5 protein-coding genes are annotated in these 9,570 nt (G+C 36.3%); 3 read left to right on the top strand and 2 right to left on the bottom strand.

Annotated features, from left to right (window positions below):
• From AC2YJL_RS18400 to AC2YJL_RS18390, 3 genes are all read left to right on the top strand, one after another.
• Positions 1-2,719: Ig-like domain-containing protein (locus AC2YJL_RS18400; RefSeq protein WP_487374870.1), on the top strand; the 2,719-nt coding region annotated here is incomplete at its 5' end.
• Between the two features lie 160 nt (positions 2,720-2,879).
• Entirely contained in the window at positions 2,880-5,219 is a 2,340-nt protein-coding gene (locus tag AC2YJL_RS18395) for a SpoIID/LytB domain-containing protein (RefSeq protein ID WP_487374869.1), read from the top strand.
• A 110-nt stretch (positions 5,220-5,329) separates the two neighbouring features.
• Entirely contained in the window at positions 5,330-6,349 is a 1,020-nt protein-coding gene (locus AC2YJL_RS18390; RefSeq protein ID WP_098332175.1) for a hypothetical protein, read from the top strand.
• Between the two features lie 54 nt (positions 6,350-6,403).
• On the opposite strand, the gene AC2YJL_RS18385 is transcribed toward AC2YJL_RS18390, so the two are convergent.
• Together AC2YJL_RS18385 and AC2YJL_RS18380 are read right to left on the bottom strand one after the other, a co-directional pair.
• Positions 6,404-8,650, bottom strand: a complete 2,247-nt coding sequence (locus AC2YJL_RS18385; protein ID WP_487374868.1) for an NPCBM/NEW2 domain-containing protein — start codon at positions 8,648-8,650, stop codon at positions 6,404-6,406.
• 352 nt (positions 8,651-9,002) lie between these two features.
• Positions 9,003-9,452, bottom strand: coding sequence for a VanZ family protein (locus tag AC2YJL_RS18380; protein WP_487374867.1), 450 nt, complete (start codon positions 9,450-9,452; stop codon positions 9,003-9,005).
• Positions 9,453-9,570 lie beyond the last annotated feature (118 nt).

The following is a 9,570-nucleotide window of genomic DNA, read 5'->3' as shown; positions in this document are numbered from 1 at the left end:
ACCTGGAGAATGGGAAATAACCAGTCTTTACATAACGGACAAAGCAGAAAATACGTTATCTCTTTACAATGAAATACCTGAGGGTAGCTTCATTTTAAATAATTACGAAGATGACGAAATATCCCCTGTTTTTAAAGAAATAAATGTAAGTACTCATCTTGTTGATAATTACAACCGCATCACCGTAAAAGCAACTGATGATACCTTAGTAAAAAGCGTAACGGTTAACTACATAAAACCGAATTCTAAAAAAACGGAAGCTATTGTGTTAGACAAAGGCTCTGATCAAGAAACCTTTTTTAAAGAATGGTACGTTCCAAGTGATGCCGAAGTTGGAGAATGGAAAGTAGCATCTATTGAAATTGTTGATTTAAATGGAAATAAAACAAACGTTACAACAAATATTCAAGATGGGAATTTTACTATTTTAAAACCTATTAAGCCTTTAGATAATTATGTAGTAACAAGTAATGAAGTTTGGTCAAATCAAGTCATTGATCATGATGTTTACATCGGACCAAATGCTATTTTAACTATTAATGGAAACGTAAGAATAAACGGTAACATTTACGTTTTGGGTGCGCTTAGGAGCTACGGAGGTTTAAGTATAAATGGAACAATCTATGCTAAAAACTTTACTTCCGGCTATAGCAACTCGTTATATAACGGGTATGTCGTTCTAAGCGGAAGTAATTCTATTTCAGGATTAAGTATTTCAAATCAGCCGTTAAAAGATGTTCCACTTACAGTTTATAATACGCCGTTAAAAGCGGTTAACGGAAAAGTGGACATTGAAGGAGTAACGGTGCCTGTTGTAGATGTATATCTAAATGATCGCCCGTTAGGTTTAAATAGTAACGGAACATTCCGTTTAAATGGTTATAATGTGGAAAATCAAAAGCAGTTAACGTTCAAATTTATTGATGTGTTTGGAAATACAACTACTAAGACATATAAAGTGTACGGTGCTGTGCCAGTCAGCAAGCCGACAGTGAATGCTGTAAGTGATCTGGATACAACGGTGACGGGTACTGCTGATGCGGAATCCGTTGTAACGGTCAAAGCAGCGACTAGCACATATAAAGCTACAACAGATAAAAATGGCCAATACTCTGTCTTAATTAAAAAGCAAAAAGCTGGAACGAAATTAACGATTACAGCAACAGATGAAGTAGGCAATAAAAGTGAAAGCGCATCTGTGAACGTTTTAGATAAAACAAAACCTCAAACACCAAAAGTTAATGCAGTAACAAATGAAGATACTAAAGTTACTGGAATGGTAGAAGCAAAAAATAGCGTATACGTGAAACTTGGGTCTACAATCATAGGCCGAGCAACAGCGAATTCAAAAGGGCAATTTACTGCAACTATACCAAAGCAAAAAGCGAAGACAAAATTAAGCATTCTTTCTAAAGATGGAGCTGGAAACTATAGCCCGGCAGCTTCTATAACTGTAGGATATGTGGATCGAATTGCGCCACCATCACCAAAAGTGAATCCTGTAAGCGACCAAGATCAATTGGTTACGGGAACTGCAGAAAAAAATGCAACGATTGAAGTGAAAGCAGGAACTAAAACATACACAACAATTGTTAAGGCAGACGGAACTTATAGTGTAAGTATCGATAAACAAAAAGCAGGATCTACTTTATCTATAACAGCAACGGATCAAGCAAAAAACAGCAGTGGTCCCACTACTGTTATCGTACAGGATAAAACGAAACCTAAAGCGCCAAAGGTGAATGCGGTAACAGCTGATGATACAAAAGTGACAGGTAGTGTAGAAGTAAAAAATGCAGTCTATATAAAAGTCGGATCAACTATTATCGGCCGGGCAACAGCGAATACAAAAGGAACGTTTACTGCAAACATTCCAAAGCAGAAAGCTAAAACAAAATTAGTTATCTTATCTAAAGATGCAGCAGGTAACTACAGTCCTTCTACTTCTATTTTAGTAGGCGCAGCAGATCGAATAGCACCGCCAACACCTCAGGTAAATGAAGTGAGTGATGCAGATCAAGCAGTGACAGGAACAGCTGAAAAAAATGCTTTAGTGGAAGTGAAAATTAACGGTAAGCTATATAAAACGAGTGCTAAATCAGATGGTACCTACAGTGTAACGATTGATAAGCAAAAAGCAGGAACAGTCCTATCTGTAACAGCGAGAGATTCATCAAACAACACGAGTACTCCAACAAGTGTAACAGTTCAAGATAAGACGGCTCCGCTGCAAGCAACAGTAAATCCTGTAACTACGAACGATACAAAGGTCACAGGAAAAGCTGAACCGAAAACGTTAGTATTTGTCAAAGTGGGAGCTACGATTATTGGAAAAAATCAAACGGATAAAAAAGGTAGTTTTGCTGTTGCTATACCAAAACAAAAAGCGAAAACGAAAGTGAATGTTGTATTAAAAGATGGAGCTGGAAATTATAGCCCATATACTCATGTAGTTGTTGCAGCTGGTTCTACTGAACAATCTTTATCGCCAGCAGTGGATCAAGTAACATCGAGGGATACGAAAGTAACAGGAAAAACAGAGCCCAATGCTCTTATTTATGTGAAAGTGGGAGCAGATATTATTGGTAGAGGAAAAGCCAGTGCAAGCGGCAGTTTTTATGTAAACATTCCATCTCAAAAAGCCGGAACCAAACTAAGTGTAACAGCTAAGAAGACTTCCGGTAAGTATACACCATACGCGGTTCTAACAGTAAAATAATAGAGTTTTGATTATAGCTTGTCACCCAATTGGTGACAAGCTATTTGTATATTTATAGAATAATATGTTGATTTTTGTTATTATTTTCGATTTCGTACCGATATTAAACAAGAGATTTTCGAGGAGGATTATTAAAAACGAAAAAGGAGTAAAAAGATTAATGAAAAAAATAGAAAAAATTTTCTTTGCAGTCATCATTATGCTTATTGCTTTAAACGTTGTGAACAAAGCAGAAGCAGCTGAAACAGAGCCATTAATTTCAGTGAAGCTATCAAACTATTTAGGTAGCAAAAGCTCAATTACGATTCAGTCATCAGAAATTTATCGCATTAAAGATACTAATTTAACCTTAAGCGCTAAAAAAGATTATGAAGTGAAAGTAACATCTAATGGCGTAGCTATTTATAAAGGAACAGAGAAGCTTGGGGAATTTTCTAGCTTTGAAGTAACTCCTTCTACATATAGTGCGACATTAAGTATACAAGGAAGAAAGTACTTAGGTGATGTAGCATTCACGAATGAAAGTCAAAAGTACGTTCGTCCCATTAATACATTGCCAATCGAAGATTACCTAAAAGGTGTAGTTCCAGAAGAATCCTTAAAAAATTGGACTTCTTTAAATACATTTAAAGCTCAAGCAGTAGCAGCTCGAGGGTACGCATTAAAACATCTAAAGGACTCTGACCTTACGGATACACAATTTAAGCAAGTGTACGGAGGAAAACAAGAACTATCTATTACTCCTCTTACTGATAGAGCTATTGAAGAGACGTTTGGTGAAGTGGTGACGTACAAGGGAGGAGTAGTAGAAACTTTTTTTTCTTCAAGTAACGGCGGAATTATTGAGGCTAACTCCAACTACTGGACTAAAGGTGATCCACTACCTTATTTCCAAGTAAAGAACGACCCATACGATCCTCAAATGCCGTGGAAAAAGGTCGTAAATAAGCAGCAAATTGATTTATCAACAAAAGATTTAGCTGCATCCGATACGTGGTGGAGTCAAACGAACGAAAAAGATTTAAAAATGACTGATAACATTAAAAACAAAATGAAAGCTAACGGATTAGATATAAAAGACATCAAAATCACTGAGATTACAAAAATAGATTTTTATGACCGTGGGTCTGGACAGCGTGTCACAAAAGGAGATCTAAGCGTTCGTTATATTAAGAAAAATGATGTGGATAAAGAAGGTAAAATCCTTATTCATGATTGGGATTTAACAGGAGAAAGTGCTAATACAGTTAAAAATTTAATTGAAGGATCATCTATGCTAAATCTGTACGTGACTAAGATTGAGGAAGGTGATACGTCGTTTACGATTCGTGGAAAAGGTTTTGGACATGGAGTAGGGATGAGCCAGCAGGGATCGAACGTAATGGCCAATCAAGGAATGGATTATAAAGAGATTTTAGCATTTTATTATCCAGGTACAGCTCTTACTGAATATTACAGCACGAAAGCAGAACGTTCTTATAAAACAGCTCCATATGCAGCTTCCTTGAATTCAATTAATGAAACGGATACAAAAATAACGGGAAAAGCAGAAGCGAATACACTTGTCTACGTGAAATTTAATTCTACGAGTGCTGCGATTGCTGCCAGAGGAAAAGCGGACAGCAACGGAAACTTCTCTATTTCTATTCCAAAACAAGCAGCGGGAACAAAAATATATGTCATTTTAAAAAATGATGTGAATTATAGCCCCTATGCTTCAACGGTGGTAAAAGCAATAGCTGCACCTAAAAATCCGGCAGTAAATGAATTGAAAGAAACAGATACAGCCGTAAAAGGAATAACAGAGGCAAATGCGCTTGTGTATATTAAGCTTGACTCTACTTCCGGACAGATTGAAGCCAGAGGAAAAGCAGATTCAAAAGGAAACTTTACTGTTGCAATTCCAGCTCAGGCGGCAGGAACGAAAGTATATGTTATTGCCAAAAATGCTGTGAAATACAGCAAGTATACAGGCGTTACTGTTAAAGCTTATCCTGCACCAGCGGCACCTGTGCTTAATCCAGTTACAGAGGATGATACCGTGTTAAGCGGAAAAGCAGAAGCAAATACGACGGTATATGTAAAATTAGATTCTAGTAAAAACACCACTTCTTTTAGAGGGAAAACAAATGCAAAAGGTAGTTTTTCTATCTCTATTCCAAAACAAAATGCAGGAAGAAAAATGTACGTAATCGTAAAAAATACTATAAAATACAGTTCTTATTCTTCCGTTACGATTCAAGCAAAACCAGCACCTAAAGCGCCTACTATTAACTCGGTTATCAGAACCTCTACAGCTGTATCTGGAAAAGCAGCGCCAGGAGCTTTAGTCTATGTCAAAGCTGGCTCAAGTAAATCTCCTATTGTCGGTCGAGGAAAAGTAGATGCGAGAGGAACATACAAGGTATCCATTCCTTCTCAAAAAACAGGAACTAGAATGTATGTCATCATAAAAGCTGATGGTGTATATAGTCCTTACGCATGGACTACTGTAAAGTAAAGCTTACACCTATTTAAACACACCTTTTCTTCACAATATTTCGTATACGTAATAAAGAATTTCATGGTATAATGTAGTATAAAATACCAGTTAAATAGGAGAAAAGAATTATGTCTTTGTCAGCGTATATTATTGAAAATGAGAAGGTGTTTAAAGGAGCTCAGGACATTAAATATTTATTTATGCCTGCAAGCAAACCCTCTAAACATTTAATTGTTGTGTTTTCTGGTTTCAACGGAAAAGAAGAAGAAGGTGTCTTACCTTACTATAACTATGTGAAATATCTTAAAGATATAGATTGCCACCGCTTATTTATCCTCGATCAATGCTTAGGGCATCCTTGCTATTATTTAGGTCATAATAAGAAGCTTGACTATGAAGTATCAGTTGCATCACTCATTTATTCGATTTCGAATGAATACAAGATTATGAGAAAAAATATTATGACGGCCGGATCTAGTAAAGGTGGAAGTGCGGCAGTATACTTTGCGTTAAAGTATGATTTTGGTCACGTAATTGCCGGTGGCTTTCAATTTAAAGTAGGGGAGTACTTGTACACAACAAAGCGTTATACAAGGCAGACCGTTTTAAAAGTTATTACAGGCGGAAATACTCCGGGTCATAAAGATTATTTAGACCGAATCTATGTGGATCTTGTAGAGAAAGGTACATATACAACGAATATTAATGTGCATGTAGGAAGCGGAGACTCGCATTACGAAAAGCATATTAAGCCTTTTATTGAAATTTTACAAAAGCGAAACATTCCATATAATCTCGATGTCCAAGACTACAGTGAACATGGAAAAGTCGGAGTCTATTTCTCTCAATATTTAATTGATCAAGTTTCAAACATAACAGGTCAGCTCGTGATTAAAGAAGCCGCGATTACCAATGAAAATCAGATGATTTCGGTATCATGCAGTGTGCCTCAAGACTCTAAAGAGCCGGTACACTTTGCGTATTACGTGTTTAAACAAGGACAAGCGGATCCTGTGAAAAAGGTATCATATTCTCCTAGTGCAAAGTTACGTTACAAAGTAGAACATCCTGGAAAATACAGCGTTAAAGTATTTGTGAAAAAAGGCGATCAAAAAGTAGCAAAGCGCACGCCTGTAATAGAAGTATAAGTAATGAAAAAAGCAGCTTATGAAATAATCATAAGCTGCTTTTTAGTATGTTGCTTATTCTGCTTTAAATGGAACTGAAATCTTTGTACTTTCTAGCTTTTTACTGCTTGTTCGAGTCAAAAACACATTGCCTTTATTCTTTCCAAGCTGTTTAACAGATATTTTAACGTAATAAGTAGCGGCTGGCTTTGACGTTGCAATCAGTTTGTTTTGGCTATTATATACTTTAACAACATCACCTTTATATAAAGACTTAACGGTAATAACGTCGTCTTTGTTGCGGTTATTTTCGATGGTTACTCTGCTAGCGGAAAGACTGGACGAAGTAACCGGTTCAGCTGCGTAAGAAACAGCTGTTTTTACGCTTTCAAGTTTGTTAGGTGTAAGGCGAGTAAGATATACTGTTCCTTTTCCTGTACCAAGCTGTTTAACAGAAATCACAACAGAATCTTTTGCGGCAGCACCTGACGTAGCAATAAGCGTTCCTTTTACGTCATATACTTTTACTTTGTCGCCTTTAGTAAGTGATTTAACTGTGATTGTATCGTTTTTTCCTTTGTTATTTACAATGGTTGTTTGCTGAGCTGAAACAGAAGACGACACAGCTGGTTCAGCTGCAAAAGAAGCTGATACCGTAGCGCTTTCTGCTTTATTAGGACTGATGCGAGATACTAAAATCGTACCTTTCCCTGTACCAAGCTGTTTAACAGCTACTTTTGTATAATTCGTTGTTGCAGGTTTAGAAGTAGCAAGCAAAGTGCCTTTTGAATTGTACACTTTAATAACGTCACCTTTTGTGATCGAACGCACGGTTACAATATCATCTTTATTGTAATTGTTTTCAACAGAAATACGTGATGAAGACAGTTTGCCAGAGGCAGGAAGTTTTTGAAACACTGGATTACCGAATAGAATATTTTGAGTTCCTTTTGCTCCTGCTTTTGAATCTACAGTAATCTTAAAATATTTGGTGCGAGCCGGGATTTGTAATGCTAAATTTTCAATGTTTGTTGACTTTTTAATTGTTTTCGCAAATATTTGCTTATTGTCTGCGAAGATTTTTACTACGGATGAACCGTGATCACCTTGTACGGACTCGTAGTCAAGAGATAACTTGGCCTTGAACACATTTACGTCTGTATCACTAATATTATATTGAGCATAAGACGGATCATAGGTTATGCCTTTTAACAGAATACTGCTGCTTCCCAAAGATCCGTTTGCATAATGCGTTACATAATCTGAAGAAGTGGGTTCATCTTCAAGCAGCATGTATGAGTCGTCTGCTCCAATACTTTGAGGAGACGTTGTGTATGGTACCGAAACAAACGAAGAGCCAACGGTTTTAAACACAGGTTGGTTAAAGGTAACAGAGTGAGTTCCTTTTGCTCCTTTTAATTGCTGAGCAACAATTTTAATTTGTGAAGTATTCTTAGGAATATTGACTTTCACTTGCTGAATAGGAGTCTTAGACGACAATTCTTTTTCATACAGAAGATAAGAATCAGCATAAATGCCAACAACTGTTTTGCCATAATCTCCAGTGACATTATTCGAGTCAAGCGATACTGAAGTTTCGAACACATTATAGCCTGTATCATTTACATTGTAGGTTGCATAAGCACTTCCACTGTCGTAACTGTGCAGCTGGAAGCCTTTTGTAATAATATTTCCATTAATGTCTCGGAACGTTTTAGTGTCGCCTGTTATGTAGTAGTACTCGCTGTCAGAAGATCCAATACTTAAAGCCGAATGATATTGCGTGTCACCTACGTTTAAGAAAGAACCTGTTTTGATGAATTTTGCATCTTGAATAACAACTAAATGAGTACCTTTGCTGCCATCTAACTGCATAATCACAATAGAAAATGTTTTTGTGTTTTTTGGTAACGCTACGTTGTAGCTCTGTGACGAACTTGTTCGGTTCATTTGCTTCTCATAAACTAAGCGATCATCTGCATAGAAACCTACAGCTGTTTTTCCATAATCGCCTTGCAAGTAGCGGCTGTCTAACGTTACTTTCCCTTGAATATGAGTGTAATTCTGGCCTTCTATATCGTACGAAACATACGACTCATCACCAGCACTATAAGTTTTTAACCCAAATCCGTTTGACACATTTTTTCCAGCGCTATCTTTAAAAGCTTCATCGTTCCAATCGGTATAATAACCAGTAGAATCGGAAGGATCTAAGGATGTTAAGAAAGGACTTGAACTGGCTGCATTTGCCTGATGAGGAAGAGCTAAGTTCATAAACAGTGCAAATAGTGCAATGAACCCTAACCATTTTTTTGTTTTCATACTAAAGTCTCCTTAAATTAAAATATTTTACCATTTAAATATTTTAATTGACCTAAAAGAGCATAGCAATTTGTTTTGTTCGACATTTTGTGACAAAAGGTCTATATTTATGGATTTCGTATAAGTATTAAGGTCTGTAAAGGAAGTGGGAAGAGAGAGAACTTTTGCTAGTTTCAAAAACTTTAAAAAAGAAGTCAGGGGTATACATGGAGAACAGTATAGAAAAGGTGAAGATAGCTTATTGATGAAGAATTTGAGTGCCTATACGACGTTTATGAAATGGTAATGAATAGAGGAAAGCTAAGCTTTTTATTTGGTCACTAGTAAACAGTTTATTACATAAAAAAGATCTCTAAATTTTAGAGATCTTTTTGTATCTGTAAAATAAAAATAAAAACAGTGCCCCACCAAATGAATCGATAGCCACATCCATAATTCGCCCGTCACGTCCAATAATAAAAGCTTGGTGCAGTTCATCTAAAAAAGCAAAACAAGCGAGTAAAACCCACGCTTTTACATATCTCCAAGAACTTTTTTTAAAATTCCAGTAAATTAATAGTGCTAATAAGCCGAAAAAACAAATATGAGCAAGTTTACGTAGGAAAAACTCTAGCTCCAGCCCATAAGAATATGAAGTATAAAATTGACTGCCAGGATGTAGCACAGACCAAAGAGTGGTATTATGATTCCAGACTGAAGCATTACTCCATGAGTGCGGATCCGTCACTTGAAGGTGAGGAGTATGGGAAAAATGAGAAATAGCAAGTATCATCGCAACAACACAAATTCTTTTTAGTATCATACAAAAAATTCCTTTTGTTTTTAGATTTATCTTCATATCGTAAGAGAAAAGTAGTGAAAATGCAAGAAATATTCATGTGTCTCTCTATATATAAATCCTCTCCTAAAATATTTTCATA

It is taken from the genome of Priestia sp. SRI_019 (genome assembly GCF_057586255.1).
Note: the sequence above shows the minus strand (reverse complement) of the source record. Positions and strands in the feature narration are given on the sequence as shown.

Coding starts and splice junctions, on each gene's coding strand:
- AC2YJL_RS18385 (WP_487374868.1), bottom strand. CDS start 8,650: ATGAAAACAAAAAAATGGTTAGGGTTCATTGCACTATTTGCACTGTTT.
- AC2YJL_RS18380 (WP_487374867.1), bottom strand. CDS start 9,452: ATGATACTAAAAAGAATTTGTGTTGTTGCGATGATACTTGCTATTTCT.
- AC2YJL_RS18395 (WP_487374869.1), top strand. CDS start 2,880: ATGAAAAAAATAGAAAAAATTTTCTTTGCAGTCATCATTATGCTTATT.
- AC2YJL_RS18390 (WP_098332175.1), top strand. CDS start 5,330: ATGTCTTTGTCAGCGTATATTATTGAAAATGAGAAGGTGTTTAAAGGA.